16 protein-coding genes are annotated in these 17,589 nt (G+C 74.4%); 4 read left to right on the top strand and 12 right to left on the bottom strand.

Annotated features, from left to right (window positions below; all coding sequences use genetic code 11):
* Nucleotides 1–17 precede the first annotated feature (17 nt).
* The 4 genes from AC1C2W_RS05840 to mraZ form a co-directional block, all read right to left on the bottom strand.
* On the bottom strand, nucleotides 18–2,000 hold the full coding sequence (locus AC1C2W_RS05840; protein ID WP_495412613.1) for a peptidoglycan D,D-transpeptidase FtsI family protein: 1,983 nt from the start codon (nucleotides 1,998–2,000) through the stop codon (nucleotides 18–20).
* A 137-nt stretch (nucleotides 2,001–2,137) separates the two neighbouring features.
* Entirely contained in the window at nucleotides 2,138–2,584 is a 447-nt protein-coding gene (ftsL, locus tag AC1C2W_RS05835) for a cell division protein FtsL (RefSeq protein WP_495412612.1), read from the bottom strand.
* Nucleotides 2,581–3,633 (bottom strand): 16S rRNA (cytosine(1402)-N(4))-methyltransferase RsmH, encoded by a 1,053-nt coding sequence (gene rsmH / locus AC1C2W_RS05830; RefSeq protein WP_495412611.1) that lies wholly within the window; start codon nucleotides 3,631–3,633, stop codon nucleotides 2,581–2,583. The genes ftsL and rsmH overlap by 4 nt, the downstream gene beginning before the upstream one ends.
* 199 nt (nucleotides 3,634–3,832) lie before the next feature.
* Nucleotides 3,833–4,267, bottom strand: a complete 435-nt coding sequence (mraZ, locus tag AC1C2W_RS05825; RefSeq protein ID WP_495390440.1) for a division/cell wall cluster transcriptional repressor MraZ — start codon at nucleotides 4,265–4,267, stop codon at nucleotides 3,833–3,835.
* A 423-nt stretch (nucleotides 4,268–4,690) separates the two neighbouring features.
* Here mraZ and AC1C2W_RS05820 point away from each other — a divergent pair, with 423 nt between their 5' ends.
* Genes AC1C2W_RS05820 through AC1C2W_RS05810 form a run of 3 tightly spaced genes read left to right on the top strand, consistent with a single transcriptional unit; the run spans nucleotide 4,691 to nucleotide 9,520 of the window.
* Nucleotides 4,691–5,812, top strand: coding sequence for an AAA family ATPase (locus tag AC1C2W_RS05820; protein WP_495390362.1), 1,122 nt, complete (start codon nucleotides 4,691–4,693; stop codon nucleotides 5,810–5,812).
* Nucleotides 5,813–5,822: 10 nt separating this feature from the next.
* A complete protein-coding gene (locus AC1C2W_RS05815) occupies nucleotides 5,823–7,280 on the top strand; it encodes a DUF58 domain-containing protein (RefSeq protein WP_495412610.1) in 1,458 nt (485 codons plus the stop codon).
* Nucleotides 7,277–9,520: a transglutaminase TgpA family protein gene (locus AC1C2W_RS05810; RefSeq protein ID WP_495412609.1), complete on the top strand. Its 2,244-nt coding sequence runs from the start codon at nucleotides 7,277–7,279 to the stop codon at nucleotides 9,518–9,520. Before AC1C2W_RS05815 ends, AC1C2W_RS05810 begins: the two co-directional genes overlap by 4 nt.
* A 61-nt stretch (nucleotides 9,521–9,581) precedes the next feature.
* Here AC1C2W_RS05810 and AC1C2W_RS05805 read toward each other — a convergent pair whose 3' ends face one another.
* Genes AC1C2W_RS05805 through AC1C2W_RS05795 form a run of 3 tightly spaced genes read right to left on the bottom strand, consistent with a single transcriptional unit; the run spans nucleotide 9,582 to nucleotide 11,718 of the window.
* Nucleotides 9,582–10,010 carry an SCO2097 family morphological protein gene (locus AC1C2W_RS05805; RefSeq protein ID WP_495390439.1) on the bottom strand — a complete coding sequence of 143 codons (429 nt, stop codon included), beginning with the start codon at nucleotides 10,008–10,010 and terminating at the stop codon, nucleotides 9,582–9,584.
* A 38-nt stretch (nucleotides 10,011–10,048) separates the two neighbouring features.
* Nucleotides 10,049–11,326 carry a DNA polymerase IV gene (locus AC1C2W_RS05800; RefSeq protein WP_495390359.1) on the bottom strand — a complete coding sequence of 426 codons (1,278 nt, stop codon included), beginning with the start codon at nucleotides 11,324–11,326 and terminating at the stop codon, nucleotides 10,049–10,051.
* Entirely contained in the window at nucleotides 11,323–11,718 is a 396-nt protein-coding gene (locus AC1C2W_RS05795; protein WP_495412608.1) for an SAV_6107 family HEPN domain-containing protein, read from the bottom strand. The genes AC1C2W_RS05800 and AC1C2W_RS05795 overlap by 4 nt, the downstream gene beginning before the upstream one ends.
* Before the next feature lie 298 nt (nucleotides 11,719–12,016).
* Here AC1C2W_RS05795 and AC1C2W_RS05790 point away from each other — a divergent pair, with 298 nt between their 5' ends.
* Nucleotides 12,017–12,820 (top strand): spermidine synthase, encoded by an 804-nt coding sequence (locus tag AC1C2W_RS05790; protein ID WP_495412607.1) that lies wholly within the window; start codon nucleotides 12,017–12,019, stop codon nucleotides 12,818–12,820.
* Between the two features lie 127 nt (nucleotides 12,821–12,947).
* On the opposite strand, the gene AC1C2W_RS05785 is transcribed toward AC1C2W_RS05790, so the two are convergent.
* From AC1C2W_RS05785 to AC1C2W_RS05765, 5 genes are all read right to left on the bottom strand, one after another.
* Nucleotides 12,948–13,151, bottom strand: a complete 204-nt coding sequence (locus AC1C2W_RS05785; protein ID WP_495390356.1) for a cold-shock protein — start codon at nucleotides 13,149–13,151, stop codon at nucleotides 12,948–12,950.
* Nucleotides 13,152–13,369: 218 nt separating this feature from the next.
* A complete protein-coding gene (locus AC1C2W_RS05780) occupies nucleotides 13,370–14,308 on the bottom strand; it encodes a proteasome assembly chaperone family protein (protein WP_495390355.1) in 939 nt (312 codons plus the stop codon).
* A 96-nt stretch (nucleotides 14,309–14,404) separates the two neighbouring features.
* On the bottom strand, nucleotides 14,405–14,845 hold the full coding sequence (locus AC1C2W_RS05775; RefSeq protein WP_495390354.1) for a response regulator: 441 nt from the start codon (nucleotides 14,843–14,845) through the stop codon (nucleotides 14,405–14,407).
* A gap of 98 nt (nucleotides 14,846–14,943) precedes the next feature.
* The gene (locus AC1C2W_RS05770; protein WP_495412606.1) at nucleotides 14,944–16,137 is read right to left on the bottom strand and encodes a sensor histidine kinase; all 1,194 of its coding nucleotides are present in this window, start codon (nucleotides 16,135–16,137) and stop codon (nucleotides 14,944–14,946) included.
* A complete protein-coding gene (locus tag AC1C2W_RS05765; RefSeq protein ID WP_495390352.1) occupies nucleotides 16,134–17,552 on the bottom strand; it encodes a PP2C family protein-serine/threonine phosphatase in 1,419 nt (472 codons plus the stop codon). The genes AC1C2W_RS05770 and AC1C2W_RS05765 overlap by 4 nt, the downstream gene beginning before the upstream one ends.
* Nucleotides 17,553–17,589 lie beyond the last annotated feature (37 nt).

Here is a 17,589-nt window from a genome sequence, read left to right as displayed (position 1 = left end):
GGACGTCACCACGGCATTCACCACGTCAGGTCGTAGGGGTCGGCCGGGGCGCTGCTGGGGGGCACGTCCATCTTCTGCAGCGTGTACCCCATGAGGTCGCTGAACACCGGCGCCGCGACGACACCACCGTAGATCGAGGACTGCGGGCTGCGCAGGAACACCGACACCGTGTAGCGCGGGTCGTCCGCGGGCGCGACCCCGATGAACGAGGCCATGTAGGTGGTGCCCCCGCCGGGCAGCCACATCTGCGCGGTGCCGGTCTTGCCCGCCACCCGGTAGCCGGGGACGCGGGCGTTCTCGGCGGTGCCCTCCTCGCCCGTCACCGACTCCATCATCCGCATCACGGAGTCGGCGGTCTTCTCGGACACCACGCGCGTCTTCTCGGGCGCCGCCGTTGGCGTGAGGGTGCCGTCCGCGGCGCGCGTGCCCGCCACCAGGCCCGGCTCCACCCGCACGCCGCCGTTCGCGACCGTCGAGAAGACCTGCGTGGCCTGCATCGCGTTCACGGCCACGCCCTGGCCGAACAGGATCGTGTACGGGGTGCGCGCGTCGTTCGCGAAAGACTTCGGGTCGGGCATGATGCCCGCCGACTCGCCCGGCAGGCCCAGGCCCGTCGGCGAGCCGAAGCCGAACTTCCCGAGGTAGTCGTACCGCACCTGCGCGGGGATCTTCTCCCCGACCTGCACGGTGCCCGTGTTCGACGAGTGCGCCAGCACCCCCGCGAGGGTCAGCTGCTGCACCGGGTGGTCGTGCGAGTCCTTGAAGCTCTCCCCGTTGGGCGCGGTGTAGCGGTACGGCACGGAGAACTGGCTGTCCGGCTTCCAGTAGCCCTCCTCCAGGGCGGCGGCCATGGTGATGACCTTGCCGGTGGAGCCGGGCTCGAAGACGTCCTTGACGGCCCGGGAGCCGTTCGCCACGGCGGAGGTGCTCCGGTCGTTCGGGTCGACGTCGCCCGAGTCGGCCACCGCGAGCACCTTTCCCGTGCGCATGTCCTGCACCACGGCCATGGCGTACTTCGAGCCGGTCTTCGACACGGCGTCGTCGAGCAGCTCCTCCGCCTTCCACTGCACGTCCGCGTCGATCGTCAGCTCGACGTCGCCGCCCGGCACGGCCGGGGTGGAGTCGCGCGCGGAATTCGGGATCTTGACGCCGTCGCGGCCCCGCTCGAAGGTGGTGCTGCCGTCCGTGCCCGCGAGCACGTCCTCGTACGCCCGCTCGAGACCGCCCTTGCCGACCTGGTCCTGGTCGACGTACCCCACGAGCGTGCCCGCGACCACGCCGGACGGGTAGGTGCGGCGCGACGTCAGCTCCGTGCGGACGTACGCCTGCAGCTTCAGCTTGGCGATCGCCCGCTGCACCTCGGGCACGACGTTGCGCTTGAGGATCACGTACCGGTCGTCGCCGTTGAGCTTGGCCGCGAGCTCCGCCGGCTGCGCGTCGAGGACGGGGGCCAGGAGCTGGGCGATGCCCAGGGCCCCGTCCTGCACCGCCTCGCCCGTCGCGGCGTCCACGCGCTGCCCGCCCTGGAAGCTCTGGATCGCCAGGGTGTCGGCGGAGATCGTGTACCGGTCCACGGACGTCGCGAGCACGCGGCCGTTCGCGTCCACGATGTCACCGCGGTGCGCGACCTCCACGGAGCTCGTGGTCCGCTCGTCCTGGGCCTTGGCGGCGAGCGCCGGGCCCTGGAAGATCTGCACCTGGACGAGGCGCCCGACGAACACCGTCAGGACGAGCACCGCGACCACCATGATCCAGCGCTGCCGGCGCTCCGGGTCTCCGGGCCGGCCGCCCCGCGCACGCCCGGTGCGCGGCCGCGGCGGGGAACCGCCACCGGAGCGCACCGCGCTTCGCCCGCCGGTGCGGCGGGCGGGCGGCGCCGCGGTCGTCCGTTTCGACGTGCGGTCCCGCTTCGCCGCGCCCGCCTTCGCCGGGCCCGACGTGGCGCGGCCGGACGCCGTCGCGCCGCGTGCCGTCGTCCCTGTCGTGCGTCGAGGTGCCACCCCCCGAGTCTGCGGCGAGGCGGCCCGGGTCGTGCGCGCCGGGGCCGGGCGTGTCGCACGACCGCTGACCGAGCCGCGCCCAGCCCCGGATGTCGAGCCCGCGCCCGACCGCGGCGCAGGAGACCTCCGCCGCTCGCTCACGGCTTCTCCGAGGAGCCCGCCTCCGCGCCGAACCCGACCTTGGCACGCTTCTCGATGCTGATCATCGTCGGGTCCTCGGCGGGAACCATGCCGAGCTTCTCGGCCCGATCGGCGAGCGACGCCTCGTTGGCGCGCAGGTCCGCCTGCTTCGCCTCGACGTCCTGGGCGACCAGCCCGACCTGGGCCTGCAGGCGGGCCGCCTCGTAGGACCCGCGGGCCATCGTCGTGTTCAGCAGGAGCGCGGCGAGCAGCGCCCCCGCGAGCACGACGGCGCACAGGACGAGGAACGGCACGCCCGACGTCGCCTGGAGGGGCGCGCGGACCGCGTCGAGCCTGCGCCCGCGGTCGGCGGTGGCGCCGCCGGGCAGCGAGGTGAGCGGCGCGCGGCGCGGCGCGGCGGCGGGACGGGTCCCGGGGGTGGCGGGGGCACGCAGGGCACTCATCGGCGGTCCTCCTTGGTCTGTCGCGAGCTGGACTGTCGCGAGCTCGACTGTCGCGAGCTGGTCTTCAGGTGGGCAGGGGTGGGGCGCACGCGGCGGGCGGCGCGCAGCCGCACCGAGGCGGCCCGCGGGTTGCGCACCAGCTCCGCCTCGTCGGCCTCCTCGGCGCCCCGCGTCAGGGCCTCGAGGTAGGGCTTGTGCGTCTCCGGCTCGACGGGCAGGCCCGCCGGGGCGCTCGACGTCGTCCCCCGGGCCAGGGCCCGCTTCACGATGCGGTCCTCCAGCGACTGGTAGGACTCCACGACGATCCGCCCGTCCACCGCGAGCGCCTCGATCGCGGCGGGCACCGCGCGCTCGAGCGCCTCGAGCTCGCCGTTCACCTCGATCCGCAGCGCCTGGAAGGTGCGCTTGGAGGGGTTGCCGCCGGTCCGACGCGCGGCCGCGGGGATGGACGCGCGCACGACGTCGGCCAGCTCGGCCGTGCGCTCCCAGGGACGCTCCGCACGGCGCCGCACGATCGCGCGCGCGACGCGCGGAGCGAACCGCTCCTCGCCGTACTCGCGCAGCACCCGGGCGAGAGCACGCTCGTCGTAGGTGTTGAGCACCTCGGCCGCGGTGATCCCGCGCGTCTGGTCCATGCGCATGTCCAGCGGCGCGTCCTGCGAGTAGGCGAAGCCGCGGCCGGCCTCGTCGAGCTGGAGCGACGAGACCCCGAGGTCCATGAGCACGCCCTGGACCGCGCTCAGCCCGAGGTCCGCCACCACGTCGCCGATCTCGTCGTAGACCGCGTGCACCGGCATGAACCGCTCGCCGAAGCGGGCGAGCCGCTCCCCGGCGAGGCGGAGCGCCTGCGGGTCGCGGTCGATCCCGACGACGCGCGCCGTCGGGACCTGCTCCAGGACGGCCTCGGTGTGACCGCCCATGCCGAGCGTGCAGTCGACCAGCACGCTGCCCGGCTCCGTGAGGGCCGGCGCGAGGAGGTCGACGCAGCGCTGCAGCAGCACGGGCCGGTGCCGGTCCCCGGTGGGGCGGGCGTCGTGGGTCGGGCTCATCGGTGGTCTCCTCTCGCTGTCTCTCGTGTCGCGGTCTCGTGCCGGCTGGTCGTCGGGCCCCGTCCGGCCAGGTCTCCCTCCGCGTCGTTCTGGCGCCGGGGAAGTACGCCAGACCCTCGCGGGAGGAGGCCTCGCCGTGCGGGGCCCGGTGGCACCCGGTGTGCGGGGTGCCCTGTTGCTCTGCGGTTGTCGGTGGTGCTCAGAACTGCAGGTCCGGGAAGATCTGCTCGGACGTCTCGGAGTACGACGACTCCTGCTCGGCCAGGTAGCTCTCCCACGTCGTCCGGTCCCAGACCTCCACCCGGGTGCCGGCGCCGATGACGGCGACGTCCCGGTCGAGGCCGGCGTACGCGCGCAGGGCGGGCGGGACGACGACCCTGCCCTGTTTGTCCGGCAGCTCGTCGCTCGCGCCCGACAGGAACACGCGGAGGTAGTCGCGCGCCTGCCGGCTGGTCACCGGAGCCTGCCGGACCTGCTCGTACATGCGGCCGAACTCGTCCATGGGGAGTAGGAAGAGGCAACGCTCCTGCCCCCTCGTCATGACGAGACCGGGAGCGAGTCGGGCGCGGAACTTCGCCGGGAGGATGAGCCGGCCCTTCTCGTCGAGCTTGGGGGTGTAGGTGCCCAGCAGCAGCCCGACCCCAGGAAACGCGTCCTCCAGTCCTGCCACGGCCGGCACCTCCCCTCGGGCTCCCGCATGCTCCACGCTACTCCACTTTGCTCCACCAGGCGCGGTCAAGGATGGGTAGGGCTCCCCATCTCACCCGCGGTTCACACATCGCCGCAGGTCAGCCGTACAGAGCCCGGGTGGAGCGGGATGGAGGGCGTGCGCCGTGGAGGCGCGACCGGGTGACCGCACCGCCCCGGCAGGCGCCTCCCGCCGCCTCCCGCCGCTTCCCGCCGCCTCCAGGCAACGGTCGACACCGGCGCGACGCCCTGCGGCGAGCGGCCCGTGGAGCGACGTGGAGCGACGTGGATCGGGTGATCGTCGTCACGTCCGGTCGCGATTCCACTAGGCTGCGAGAACCGTCATGAGCACGTGAACCGGAGGTCACCCGTGCACCCAGAACCCGTCTCCCCCACGCTCGCCGGCGCCCGCACGGAGACGGAGGACGCCGAGGGTCGCACCCGGCCGGACGACGAGCTCGGCCCGGACGCCCTGGCCCGCGGTCTCGACGAGCTCGTGGCCGCCACCGGCCGCGTCCGGGACGCGGTGGACTCGGTCGTCTCGGGGCGCCGCGGGCTGGCCGACACGACCGTCGCAGTCCTCCTCGCCGAGGGTCACCTGTTGATCGAGGACGTCCCCGGAGTCGGCAAGACGACGCTCGCGAAGGCGCTCGCCCGCAGCGTCGACTGCCAGGTCGGTCGCATCCAGTTCACACCCGACCTGCTGCCCAGCGACCTCACGGGCGTCAACATCTTCCGCACCGGCACCCACGACTTCGAGTTCCGGCCGGGACCGGTCTTCAACAACGTCGTGATCGGCGACGAGATCAACCGCGCCTCCCCCAAGACGCAGTCCGCGCTCCTGGAGTGCATGGAGGAGGGTCAGACGACCATCGACGGCACCACACACATGCTGCCGCGCCCGTTCCTCGTCGTCGCGACCCAGAACCCGGTGGAGATGGAGGGCACGTACCCGCTGCCCGAGGCCCAGCGCGACCGCTTCATGGCCCGGCTGACCGTCGGCTACCCGGACAACGACGCCGAGATGCAGATGCTGGACCGCCAGGAGGTGTCCGACCCGCTCTCCCACCTGTCACCCGTCACGACCGGCGACGACATGGTGCGGTACGCACGCCTGGTCCGGGCCGTCTACGCCGCGCCGGCCGTGAAGCAGTACGTCCTCGACCTCGTCGGCGCGACGCGCACCCACGACGGTCTCCGGCTCGGCGCCTCGCCCCGCGCCTCGCTCCAGCTGCTGCGCGTCGCCAAGGCCACGGCGGCGATGTCCGGCCGGGACCACGTGCTGCCCGACGACGTGCAGGAACTCGCGACCCCGGTCCTCGCGCACCGTCTCATCCTCAGCACCGAGTCGCGGCTCGGGGGCGTGACCGCCCAGGGCGTGATCGACGAGATCGTCCAGCGCACGGCCGTGCCGGGCGGCCAGGTCCGGGCGGTCCGGTCGCCACCGCCTCCCGCGTCCTTCTCGCGCCCCACGCGCGAGCGCGGTCGGTGAGGCGCCGACCATGACCGGCGACGTCGCCACGGACCGCCCTGTCGGTCGCGTCGAGGGCGGCACCCCTCGCGACACACCCCCGGGCGCCACGACCGCCACGACGGCCACGCCGAAGACCGAGCACCCGGCGCTGGGACGCCTCGCCCGGGTGCGGCCCACCCGCCGCGGCCTCGCGCTCCTGTGCGCGGGCGCTGTGCTCGGCGTGACGGGAGCGCTGCTCGAGCTGCCCGACGTCGTCGGGCTCGGCGCTGCCGCCGCGCTCGCCGTCCTGCTCGCCTGGGCCCTCATGGGCGCGCAGCGGCTCGACGCCGGCCGCGGAGCGCTGGACGTCACGCGCGAGCTCACCCCGAACCCGGTCGTGCGCGACCAGTCCGCCGCGGTCCGCCTCGTCGTCGGCGCCCGGGCCCGCACCGGCGCCGCGTACGAGCGCCTCGCTCGCCTGCGCCTGTCCGAGCAGGCGGCGCACGAGCTCGCCGGGCCGCACGGCATCCGGGCCCGCGTGACGGCGCACGCGGACCGCATCGCGGTCTCCTACGCGCTCACCCCGTCGCGGCGCGGGCGCTGGCCGCTCGGGCCCCTGCTGACCACCCGGACCGACGCGTTCGGTCTGGTCCGCACCACGCAACCCCTGGGCGTCGCGACGCGCGTCGCGGTGTGGCCCCGCACCGTCGAGCTCCCCACCCGCACGCGCGTGCTGGGCGAGGTCGAACGGGCCGCGACCGGTGCACGGCTCGCGTCGACCGACGACTCGGTGCTGCGCGAGTACGTCGCCGGCGACGACCCCCGCCGCGTCCACTGGGCCGGGTCCGCCCGGCAGGGCCGCCTCATGGTCCGCGCCGACGAGAGCGCGGGCGTGCGCCCCGTGACCGTTCTGCTCGACCGGTCGCTGCTCCCGCCCCCGGTGGACTCCCGGAACGGCGCGTGGCCCACGCCCCGCGGCGTGCGCACCCTCGCGGAGGGCGAGATGTCGGTGGAGCTCGCCGCCTCGATCGCCCTGTCGTTCCTCGACGCCGGACACCCGGCACGGCTCGTGCCGACGGGAGCGGGGCCGGCACCGACGCCCTTCGCCGCGGGCGCGCGGACCGGGCGCGCGGCAATCCTCGACTCGACGGTCGACCTGCAGGGGCACCGCGGCGGTGCCGACGCGGAGCGCGCCACCCTCACCACCGTCCGGGCGCTGCGCACGACACGCTCCCAGGACGAGATCACGGTGGCCATCCTCGGCGTGCTGCCCGACGCCGCCCTCCGCGAGGTCGCCGAGCTCGGCGTCGAGGGCACCTGCTGGGCCGTGGTGGTCGCGCCCACGGACGGTCGCACGCAGGACGGTCGCACGCAGGACGGTCGCGCGGCCGGCCCCGCCGACCGGACCGTCACGGAGCTGCGCGCCGCGGGATGGCGCGTCACCACCTGCCGGCCCGGGACGCCGCCCGAGCACGCGTGGGCGCTCCTCGCGGAGGGCATCGCATGATCCCCGCCCACGCCGGCCCCACGACCCGCATCGTCGCGTCGGGCGTGCTCGTCGCGGTCGCGGTGGCCGCATCGATGCTCTCTCTCACGACTGTCGTGCTGGCGGGCGGCTGGACGCGGGCCGGGCTGGTCGGGATCGTCCTCGTCTCCGCGACGACGGTCACGACCCGCGTCCTGCTCGAGCGCCGGGCCCGCGCGCAGGGCCGGCGCGCGCGCGAGTCGGGCTCGGCCCTGCCCACCCTTCTCGGGGCCGTCGTCGCCGCCTGGTTCGTGCTCGCCCGGTTCGGCGGGCCCACCGCCGACCCGACGTTCATCGTCACGCCGGAACACTTCGCCCGCGTGGTCACGCGGCTCGGCGAGGGCGGGGAGATCGCGCGCTCCGAGGTGGCACCCGTCGCAGGCAGCGTCCCGATGGGCCTGCTCACCGTGGGGGGCACCCTCCTGGTGCTGCTGCTCGCCGACATCCTCGCCGGCGCCCTGCGCCGCCCCGCGGCGGTCGGCGCGCCGCTGCTCGCGCTCTGGTGCCCCCCGCTCGTGCTCACCGGCAGGGTGCCGTGGGGCGTGTTCCTCGTGACGGTCACCGCGCTGCTGCTCCTGCTCACCGTCGACGGCCCGCTGGCCCCACGGGCCCGGCGTCCGGAACGCACCCCCGCCCCGGTGCGTCGCGCAGAGCGGTCGCGCGCGGTCGCCACCACAGCCGCCGCGGCCGTCCTCGCCGTGGTCGCCGGGCTCGTCGGGACGGCGTCCGCCGCCCTGCCGGGCGGGCCCGCCGGCTGGTACCGGGCGTTCACCACCACCGGCGACACGATCCGGCTGGCCGAGGACCTCGACATCCTGCGCAGCCTCACGGACCGCTCGGACGCCGTCGTGCTCGCCTACGACACCGGGACGGACACCGATGTCGGGCCCCTGCGCAGCTACACGGCGACCGCGTTCGACGGCCGGCGCTGGCAGCGCGGCGAGGAGCGCGGCGGCCGGGAGTTCTCCCCGGGCGACGTGCTCTGGCCCGAGGACCCGCCCGCCGGGCAGAGCGCGGTCCGCCAGGTTGCCGTCGACATCGGCGAGCTGCGCGACGACAAGCTGCCACTGCCGATCGACCCGCGCGCGGTCGACGCCCAGGCCGTCGGCGGCGGCGACTGGGGCTACGACCCCGCCCGCGACGAGGTCGTCGGCGGGCTCACCGACTCCGGCGACGGCTACGCCCTGACGGTCCACGAGCGCGAGCTCGACCCGCGCGCCCTGCGCGACGCGCCCGCCGCCGACCTCGACGACGTGTACACGCAGCTGCCCGAGACGGCGCACGCGGGCGACGTGGAGCAGGCGGCACGGGACGCGGTGGACGACGCCGACAATCCGTATGACCAGGCCGTGGCGCTCCAGCGGTGGTTGCGCGACCCGAGCCGCTTCACCTACTCCACCACGATCCCCCGCGGGGGCACCGGCGACCCCGTCTGGGACTTCCTGCAGCACCGCACGGGGTACTGCATCCAGTTCGCGACCACGATGGTGGTCATGGCCCGCTCGCTCGACATCCCGGCGCGCCTGGCCGTCGGATACCTGCCCGGCGCCCGCACAGGCGAGACGAGCTGGGAGATCACCGGCCAGGACTCGCACGCGTGGCCCGAGATCTACTTCCCCGGCACCGGCTGGGTGCGGTTCGAGCCCACCCCCGCACAGCAGACCGGCAGCGCCCCCGCGTACACGATGCCGAGGGTGCAGGGCGACCCGGCCGCGGTCCCGACATCTGACCAGCTCCGCGACCGACGGCCGACGGCGGGGAGCGATCCGAGCCAGGACGTGTCGCCGACGTCGTCCACCGGCATCGCGGTTAACCCGGTCGTCGACACGGGCCTGCCTGCCTGGGTGTGGTTCACGTCCGGTGCGCTCGTCGTGGGTCTGGCCGGCGTGCTGGTCCTGCTCCTGGCACGTCGGCGACGCGCGGCGCAGGAGCTCGACCCGGAGCTGGCCTGGCAGCAGGTGCTCGGAGCTCTCGCCGCCGAGGGTGTTGAGCTGCCTCCCGCCACGACGCTCCGCCGCGCCCCGGGGGCGATCGCCACCGCCGTCACATCACGGTCGGGCCGGTCGCTCCCCCCGGAGGTGCTCGACGACCTGACGGTCCTCGCGGACGCCGCAGAGTCGAGCCGCTATGCCCGCGAGCCCCACCCCACGGACCCCGCCGAGCTCGAACGGCTCGCGGAGTCGGTGATGGCGGGGCTCGGCGAACGCCTCGGCGCCCGCTGACGCCCGGCCCGAACTGACGCCCGGCCCGAGCTGACGCCCAGGCCGAGCGAGCAGGCCCGGGTCAGCGACCCTGGTCGCGACGGCGCTCCCAACGCTCCTCGAGCCGCGTCAGGAAGCCCTCCTTCTTCGGCGGGGCGGCGGGCCTCGTCGTGGTCCGGCCGGGACGTGCCCGGTCGGGGTTCGTCGTCGGGTCGACCGTACCGTCGGGGCGGGCCACTCCCACGGGGCCCGTCTTGCGGGGTGCGGCGAACGCGTACGCCACCCCGGCAAACATGAGCACGAAGCCGACGACTCCCACCCATGCCTGCGACGTGGCGGCACCGAGCACGAGCAGCAGCAGGCCCGCGACCACTCCGACACCGGCCAGGACATAACGCAGTGGCGACCGGCGGCGCGCCTGCTGCAGCGTGTTCGCCAGACGGGGATCGTCGCTGCTCAGCGCGCGCTCCATCTGCTCCAGCACTCGCTGCTCGTACTCGGACAGAGGCATCGAGTCCCCCCGGGTCTCGCGGTGGAACATGAACTCCCTCAGGATATGCCTGCGTTGCCCGGCACGGTAGTCGGCGGGGGCGGACTCGGTCGCCGCCGCGCGGCGGCGCCGAGGCTGATCGCCGAACTTCCGAACCGTTCGCGCACCGCGTCGAGCGCCAACTCGGCCTCGCGCCTCGCCTCCTGGCGCGGATCGACCGCCTCATCGAGCGTCATCTGCTCCGCAAGACCGGTCCTGACCTGCAGGTTCTCCCCGCGCACCCCGACCAACCGCACGGGAAGCCCGCGCAGCTCCGCCGCGGCCAGCAGCTCGCGCGCGACCAAGAAGATCACCCGCGCCACGTCCGTGGGCGCGGGCAGTGTCCGCGACCGGCTGAAGGTGCGGAAGTCGCTCGTGCGCACCTTGATCGCCACGGTGCGCGCCACGACACCCTGATGACGCATCCGCGCCGCGACACGGTCGGCGAGCTCGAGCACCCGCTGCTCCACCGCGCCCAGGTCCCACAGGTCCCGTTCGAACGTGGTCTCGGCCCCCACGCTCCGTTCCTCGCGGCCCGGGACGACCGGACGCGGATCGCGCCCCCACGCGAGGTCGTGGAGGTGGGCGCCGACGACGCTGCCTACGGCCGCCTGGAGCGTCGGCACGTCCGTGTCGGCGAGCTCGGCCACCGTGCCGATGCCCCACCGCCCGAGCGCGGCCTCCGTCTTCTCCCCGACGCCCCACAGCGCCCCGACCGGCAGCGTCCGCAGGAACCGCACGGTGGCGTCCGCCGGGACCAGCATCATCCCGTCGGGCTTCGCGTGCGTCGACGCGAGCTTGGCCACGAACTTGTTCTGCGCGACCCCGACCGAACAGGTGATCCCGTGCTCGGCGTAGACCTGTTCCCGCAACCGTGCCGCGATCGCCGTCGGAGCACCAAGCCTGCGGCGCGCTCCGCTCACGTCGAGGAAGGCCTCGTCGACCGACACACGCTCGACCAACGGGGTGACCGTGGACAGCAGGGCCATCATCGACTCGGAGACCTCGTGGTACAGGTGGTGGTCCGGCGGCACGACCACGGCGTGCGGGCACAGCCGCAGCGCGGCGGCCATCGACATCGCCGACCGGACGCCGAAGGCCCTCGCCTCGTAGGTGGCCGCGAGGACGACGCCGCGCTCCCGGCCGCCGACGATCACCGCCCGACCCCGCAGCTCCGGACGGCGGACGACCTCGCACGAGGCGAAGAACGCATCCATGTCGACGTGCAGGACGGAGGTGCCCGACTCGTCGGAACCCCAGTCGCGGAACGCGCCGACGGCCCGCGGGCCGCGACTCACGACGCCGCCGGCGCGACCGCGAGCGGCCGCGCGAAGCCGGCACGCGGGTCGACGAGCAGCCCGACCTCGTCCCGGAAGTCCTCCGCGCACGCGACCAGCTCCGCGGCACGACGCTCGTCGACCTCCGGCTCGAGCCCCGCCTCGACCGCCGCCCGCACCCGCGCGCCCGCGGCGAAGTAACCCGACCACGCGGCGAGGCCCGGCTCCACGAGGGCCAGCATGTCCCACACCGATCGCGCACGGCTGCGGACCGAGGGGCGACCCCGCAGCGCCACCACCGCAGCCGCCGCCCGGAGCGCAGCCAGATGCGCGTGCACGAAGCGCTGGGCAGGATCGACTGCGTTCGTCGCCGCCGCGAGCTCTGCGTCCGACCGGTCCAGGAGCCGCGTCACCTCGGGGCTCGGCGGCAGGGCGCCTACGACGGCGGGGCCACGGCCACCCGCCGTCCTGGCAGATCTCGTGCGAGCCGACATCCTGCACCTCCCGTGCTCCGCGACCTTCGCCGCGCCCTCGTCAGTGTCGAACACCTGTTCGACTCCTGTCAACCGGCGGCCGGCCGGCCCGGCCGGGCGATGGACCGGGGAGACTGGTCCCATGTCCCGTTCGCCCCGAGGGGGCTCCCGCCCCGACCGCCGGTCCGGTCGACGCCACCCAGCATCCACCGACGCACCGACACTGCCGGACGGCGAGGTGCCGATCGACACCGGGACCGCGCGCGTCGAGCGCGACCCCGACCACCCGGACCGCGTGACGCTGCACGTCAACGGCGTGCCCAGCTCGGCGCTCGACCTCGCGGACCCCGGGTTCCTCGCCTTCGAGTACATGCAGCAGATGGCGACCGTGATGGCCACGATGCCGGCCGGACCGCTGCGGGTGCTGCACCTCGGCGCGGCCGGGTGCGCCCTGGCCCGCGCCGTGGAGCACGAGCGGCCCGGCTCGCGCCAGCTCGGCGTCGACGTCGACGCACGCCTGCTCGAGCTCGTGCGGGCCTGGTTCGCGCTGCCTCGTGCACCGCGGCTGCGGCTGCGAGCCGACGACGCCGGCCATGCCCTCGGGACCCTCCCGCCGCAGTCGTTCGACGTCGTCGTCCGCGACGTGTTCGCCGGCGACAGCACTCCCGAGCACCTCGCGGACGCGGAGTTCGCGGCCGCCGCGCACCGGGTGCTCCGGCCCGGCGGGGTGCTCCTCGCCAACTGCGCGGACCGCCCGCCGCTGCACCTCGCCCGCCGCGAGATCGGCACGCTCGCGGAGGTCTTCGGCGACGACGGGGCGGGCGACGGACGCCTCGGGGTCGTCGCCGAGCCGGCCATCCTCAAGGGCCGCCGCTACGGGAACGTCGTGCTCGCCGCGGTGCGGTCCGCGCCGGCCGGCGAGGCCGACCTCTCTCCGGCGGTCGACCTGCACGACCCGGCCCTCGCTCGCGGGCTGCGCAGCCTTCCGGTCCCGACTCGGCTCCTCGTCGGCGACGAGCTCGCGCGGTTCGCGGGCATCTGAGTTCGCGGGCATCAGTTCGCGGGCATCAGTTCGCGGGTATCTGAGTTCGCGGGCATCTGAGGGGCCCCGCAACGACGGCGGCCGCACCCCCATCGGGGACGCGGCCGCCGTCAGGCAGATCAGTACCTCAGAGCGGGACGACCCGCTCCGCCTGCGGGCCCTTGGGACCCTGGGTGATCTCGAACTCGACCCGCTGGGCCTCGTCCAGGGAGCGGTACCCCTGCGTCTCGATCGCGGAGTAGTGCACGAAGACGTCGGCGCCGCCGTCGTCCTGCGCGATGAAACCGAAGCCCTTCTCGGCGTTGAACCACTTCACAGAACCCTGCGCCATGCTGATCCTTCGACCTTCCGTCCACACGGTCACGGGCGTACCGGACGGCAGCCTGTCGCTGCGCGAGCCCGCCGCCGATCCTCCGGAAGCGCGCTCCTGCAACGCGGTCAGTGTGGCACGGACCACACGGGTATGCCACGGACGCCGCGCGACGACCAACCGGGACGGTCGCGACATCACGCCCTGGTGCCAGAACGGACCGGGAGCCCCGGGACCCGTCAATCGTCGTCCTGGTGGGCCAGGAACCGCTCGAACTCCGCGCCGAGCTCCTCGGCCGTCGGCAGCGGCGCCTGCTCGGCGAGCAGGGAGGGGCGCCCGACGGACCGCGTGAACGCGTCGTACTGCTCCTCGAGCGCCTGCACCACGGCCTTGACCTCGGTCGACTCGCCCACCTGCTTCTCGACCTCGATCGTCGCGTCCGCCGCGGCCTCCGCCAGGCGACCCGTCGCCAGGTCGAGGCCCGTGGCGCGCTCGACGTGCCGCAGCGCGACCACCGCCGCCGGCGTGTACCGGGACTGGGCGAGATAGTGCGGCACGTGCACGGTGAACCCGATGGCGTCGTAGCCGGCCTCGCCCAGGCGGTACTCGAGCAGGGCGGCCATCGAGCCCGGCACACGCACGGCGCCGAAGAACGACGTGTAGTCCTCGACCAGGCCCGGCCGCGTCCCGTGCGCCGTGAGCGACAGCGGCCGGGTGTGGGGAACGCCCATCGGGATCCCGTGGAAGCCGACGGTCAAGGAGACGTCGAAGCGCTCCACGAGCGTCTTCACCGCCGCGGCGACGCGCTCCCACTGCAGGTCGGGCTCGGACCCGTGCAGCAGCAGGAAGCCCGTGCCCTCCCGGTCGACCAGATGGTCGACCGCCAGGAACGGCTCGTCGTACGACGACCACCGGTCGGCGTCGAACGTCATCCCCACCCGCTTCGAGCGGTAATCGAGCAGCTGGTCCACGTCGAAGGTCACGACGCGCGTGGTGGTCAGCTCCTTGGTGAGGTGCTCCACGGCGACCTCGGCCGCGGAGCCGGCGTCGACGAACCCGTCCAGGGCGTGCAGCAGCACCGGCCCGTCGCCGGTCGGCTGCGCGTCCGGCCCACGGTGGGGCAGGGCGCGCGCGACGGCGGCCTCGTCGACCTCGTAGATGCTCTGCGGGTCCAGCAACGGGTTCCTCCTCAGGTACCGACGTGCACGGCTCGGGCGGACTCCCGCCCGCACGAGGCACAACCGTGCCACCGCCCGGATCCTTCCCGAGGGCCCTCAGCGTCGCGGGAGCCGCACCACCGTGACGAAGAAATCGTCGATCTCGCGGACCACCTGGATGAATCGGTCGAAGTCGACCGGCTTCGTCACGTACGCGTTCGCGTGCAGGGAGTACGAGCGCAGCACGTCCTCCTCGGCCTCCGACGTCGTGAGTACCACGACGGGGATGTGCTTGAGCCGCGGGTCGTCCTTCACGGCCGCGAGCACCTCGCGGCCGTCCATCCGGGGCAGGTTGAGGTCCAGCAGGACGAGGTCCGGCGTCGGCGCCTGGGCGTGCTCGCCCTCCTTGCGCAGGAACTCCATCGCGCTGACCCCGTCCGAGACCACCGAGAGCCGGTTCGCGACCTTGTGCTCCTCGAACGCCTCACGGGTCATGAGCACGTCCCCGGGGTCGTCCTCGACGAGCAGGACCTCGATGCCTGCCTGCTGGTCCGTCATTCCCACTCCTTGCCGTCGGTCCCGCCGCCCGTTGACCTGCGACTTCGCACGTCTTCGCAGGTCAGCGACGTGCACCGAGCCTAACCGACGACGGCCTCCTATGCCTCGTCACCGTCCGGGAGGGTCCAGCGGACCGTGGTCCCCCCGCCGTCCGTGGGCTCGAGCCACACCCGCCCGCCGTGGTGCTCCACCACCCGCTTCACCAGTGCGAGCCCGATGCCGGTGCCGGAGTACACGTCCTTGGGGTGCAGCCGCTGGAAGATGACGAAGACGCGCTCGGCGTACTGGGGGTCGATGCCGATCCCGTTGTCCGTGCACGAGATCTCCCAGCCCTCCTCCGGCGCGGACAACCGGCGTGCGGACAGGTGGACGTGCGGCGGGCGCCCCGGGCCGCGGAACTTCACCGCGTTGCCGATCACGTTGCCGAGCAGCATCGCGAGGAGCGCCCGCTCGCCCCGCACCACCGGCAGCGGGTCGTGGGTCACCCGGGCGCCCGCCTCCGCGATCCGCTCCCCCTGGTCGTGCCGCACCTGTTCGAGGACCTGCTCGAGGTCGACCTGCTCGGGCGGGCTTCCCGACCGCCCCACGCGCGAGAAGCTCAGCAGGTCCTGGATGAGCCGCTGCATGCGCCGCGCACCGTCGACCGCGAACGCGATGTACTGGTCGGCGCGGTCGTCGAGCTGGTCCCCGTAGCGCTTCTGCAGCAGCTGCGTGAAGCTCGCGACCTTGCGCAACGGCTCCTGGAGGTCGTGGGAGGCGACGTAGGCGAACTGCTCGAGGTCGCGGTTCGACCTCGCGAGCTCCTGGTTCGACCGCGCCAGCTCGCGCGTCTGCTCGGCCAGCCGGGCGTGCGCCTGCTCGGTCTCGGTGTGGGAGGCGCGCACCTCGGCCACATGCTGCACGAGCTCGCGGCGCATGTGCTCGACGTCGGCCGCGAGCGCCGCGACCTCGCCGGTGCCCTCGACCCGGATCTCGTGCTCGTGCGCGCCGGTGCTCGCGGCCCGGACGGACGCGGTCAGACGGGCCAGCGGGCCCGTCACGCCGCGCTGCAGCGCACGCCACATGAACAGGCCCATCAGGACGACGAGCAGCACGAGCACGATCACCACGGCCAACAGCGTGCGGTTCCACGCGTGCGCCGCGTCCATCGCCTCGTCCCCGGCGCCCACGCGCAGCAGCGCCAGGGAGCGCTGGATGGCGACGAGCGCCACCCCGAGCGCGAGCAGGAGCACCGCACCGACGACGAGGAGCAGACGCAGGACGACGTCGCGCAGGCTGCGCTGGTCCGTCACGGGCGCGCCCACTCGGCCGAGTCCGCGAGCGTCGAGGACCGCTCCCCCACCACGGAGTTGCCGCGACCGGTCCAGCCGACGACGAGCATGGCCGCGTCGTCCGTGAGCGGCCCGCCGTGCAGCGCGCGCACCCGACGCAGCACCCGCTCCACCACTCCGACGATGCCGTGCCGCTCCAGCTCCTCCCGGACGAGCTCGTGCAGCCCGGACTGCCCGAGCCGCGGCACGCGCCGCCGCAGCGGGCCGGGGCGGGCGGGGCGCTGAACCTGAAGGGCGACCAGGCCGAGCGCGTCCTTGCCCAGCCCGTCCAGCATCGGCTCGCCGGCGGCCTGCGCTGATGGGACGTCGGCGGCGCTGATCTCCGCCTCGACCAGGCCGTCCGTATACAGCATGAGGGCGAAGGGTCCGTGGAGGGCGATGCGACGCGGCTCCCACCCGCCGTCGACCGGGACCCCTAGCGCGCGCCCGCGGCCCGCCGGCGACAGCGCCTCGCAGCGCAGCCCGCCCACCGGGCCCGTGATGAGCAGGGGCGGGAGGTGCCCGGCCAGGTAGAGGTCGACGGCGGTCCGGTCCGACGTCACGACCACCTGGCAGAGCGTCACGAAGACCTCCGGGCGGGCGCGCTCCGTCAGGAGCACCCGCTCGAGCTGCTCGAGGATGCGCTCTGGCGGCGCCCCGGTGAGGACCAGGGTGCGCCAGGCCGTGCGGAGGGTAGCGCCCAGGGCCGCCTCGTCGGGGCCGTGCCCCGCGACGTCGCCCACCACCGACAGGATGGACCCGTCGGGCCGCTCCACCGTGTCGAAGAAGTCGCCGCCGAGCAGCCCGCCGCCGCCCGGCAGGTAGCCGACCATCACCGACACCTTCTCGTCCCCGACGAGCGGCTTGGGCAGCAACGCCCGCTCGAGCCGCGCCGTCTCCTCGGCGCGGACCGCGCTCCGGTACAGCGCGCGCTGCTGCGCGGCGGAACGGCGCCGCTGCAGCGCGTAGCGCAGCGACCGACCCAGCAGGCGCGCGTCGGTCTCGCCCTTGACCAGGTAGTCGTCGGCCCCTGCGGCCACGGCACGCAGCCCCTGGTCTCCCCCCGTGAGGCCGGTGAGCACGACCAGGGCCGGGACGTCCCGGACCCGCTCGGCGACCTCCCGGAGCCGCTCGATCGCCGTGAGCCCCACGGCGTCGGGCAGGCCGAGGTCCAGGAGCACGCAGTCCACCCCGGGGACACCGCCAGGTCGAGCTAGCGCCTCCACCGCCTCCGCGACCGAGCGCGCGCGGCGCAGCGCGACCTCGACCCCCGCGTCCTCGAGCAGCTCCGTGACGAGCAGCGCGTCCCCGTCGTCGTCCTCGACGAGGAGCACGGTCGCCGTCGCGTCCTCGACCGGCCCCTCGGGCCCGGCTCGCAGGACGTCGCCGCTGCTCATGGGCCAGATCCTAGCCCGCACCCCACCTCGGGCGCGG

The sequence above is a fragment of the Isoptericola sp. Y581 genome, assembly GCF_059445475.1.
Note: the sequence above shows the minus strand (reverse complement) of the source record. Positions and strands in the feature narration are given on the sequence as shown.

Excerpts from the sequence above, each read along its gene's own strand:
- AC1C2W_RS05805 (WP_495390439.1), bottom strand. The coding sequence starts at position 10,010 with ATGCCTCTGTCCGAGTACGAGCAGCGAGTGCTGGAGCAGATGGAGCGC.
- AC1C2W_RS05765 (WP_495390352.1), bottom strand. The coding sequence starts at position 17,552 with ATGAGCAGCGGCGACGTCCTGCGAGCCGGGCCCGAGGGGCCGGTCGAG.
- AC1C2W_RS05815 (WP_495412610.1), top strand. The coding sequence starts at position 5,823 with ATGACCGGCGACGTCGCCACGGACCGCCCTGTCGGTCGCGTCGAGGGC.
- ftsL (WP_495412612.1), bottom strand. The coding sequence starts at position 2,584 with ATGAGTGCCCTGCGTGCCCCCGCCACCCCCGGGACCCGTCCCGCCGCC.
- AC1C2W_RS05810 (WP_495412609.1), top strand. The coding sequence starts at position 7,277 with ATGATCCCCGCCCACGCCGGCCCCACGACCCGCATCGTCGCGTCGGGC.
- AC1C2W_RS05785 (WP_495390356.1), bottom strand. The coding sequence starts at position 13,151 with ATGGCGCAGGGTTCTGTGAAGTGGTTCAACGCCGAGAAGGGCTTCGGT.
- rsmH (WP_495412611.1), bottom strand. The coding sequence starts at position 3,633 with ATGAGCCCGACCCACGACGCCCGCCCCACCGGGGACCGGCACCGGCCC.
- AC1C2W_RS05775 (WP_495390354.1), bottom strand. The coding sequence starts at position 14,845 with ATGACGGACCAGCAGGCAGGCATCGAGGTCCTGCTCGTCGAGGACGAC.